The sequence below is a fragment of the Pseudomonas sp. 05N434 genome, assembly GCF_056396965.1.
In genome coordinates, this window is record NZ_JBFTMK010000979.1 from 1 (window position 1) to 809 (window position 809).

1 protein-coding gene is annotated in these 809 nt (G+C 60.3%); it reads left to right on the top strand.

Annotated features, from left to right (window positions below):
• Positions 1–106: 106 nt before the first annotated feature.
• On the top strand, positions 107–809 hold a 703-nt coding region (locus AC1DLB_RS31200), incomplete at its 3' end, for an ABC transporter transmembrane domain-containing protein (RefSeq protein ID WP_477786427.1).

The following is an 809-nucleotide window of genomic DNA, read 5'->3' on the forward strand; positions in this document are numbered from 1 at the left end:
GCCAAGCGCATCGACTGAGTACACCGGCAGTCTTGAGCGGTGGCCGGTCGATATCCGGCGCCGCTCATATCGTTTAAAGGAGAGCCCGTACACGGGCGGAGAACCGATGCTTTATCGCCGTTTCGAAAAACTGATCGACATTTTCCGCGACGCCCCGACGGCGGCTCCACCGAGTCGGGTTCTCTCCTTCTATACCTACTACCTCAAGCAGGTCTGGCCAATCTTCGCCGTTTTGTTGGTCGTCGGCCTGTTCGGCGCGCTGATCGAAGTGGCGCTGTTCAGCTACCTGAGTCGCATCATCGACCTGACCCAGAGCACATCCAACGTCGACTTCTTCAAGGTCCACGGCGTGGAATTGGCCTGGATGGCGGCGGTGGCGCTGATCCTGCGCCCCTTGTTCCTCGCCCTGCATGACATGCTGGTGCACCAGACCTTGAGTCCCGGCATGACCAGCCTGATCCGCTGGCAGAACCACAGTTACGTGCTCAAACAGAGCCTGAATTTCTTCCAGAACGACTTCGCCGGGCGCATCGCCCAACGCATCATGCAAACCGGCAACTCCCTGCGCGACTCTGCCGTGCAAGCGGTGGATGCGCTGTGGCACGTGCTGATCTATGCGATCAGCTCGCTGGTGCTGTTCGCCGAAGCCGACTGGCGACTGATGATCCCGCTGCTGATCTGGATCGCCGCCTACATCGGCGCGCTCTACTACTTCGTGCCGCGGGTGAAAGAGCGTTCGGTGGTGTCCTCCGATGCGCGCTCCAAACTCATGGGGCGGATCGTCGACGGCTACACCAACATCACTACCC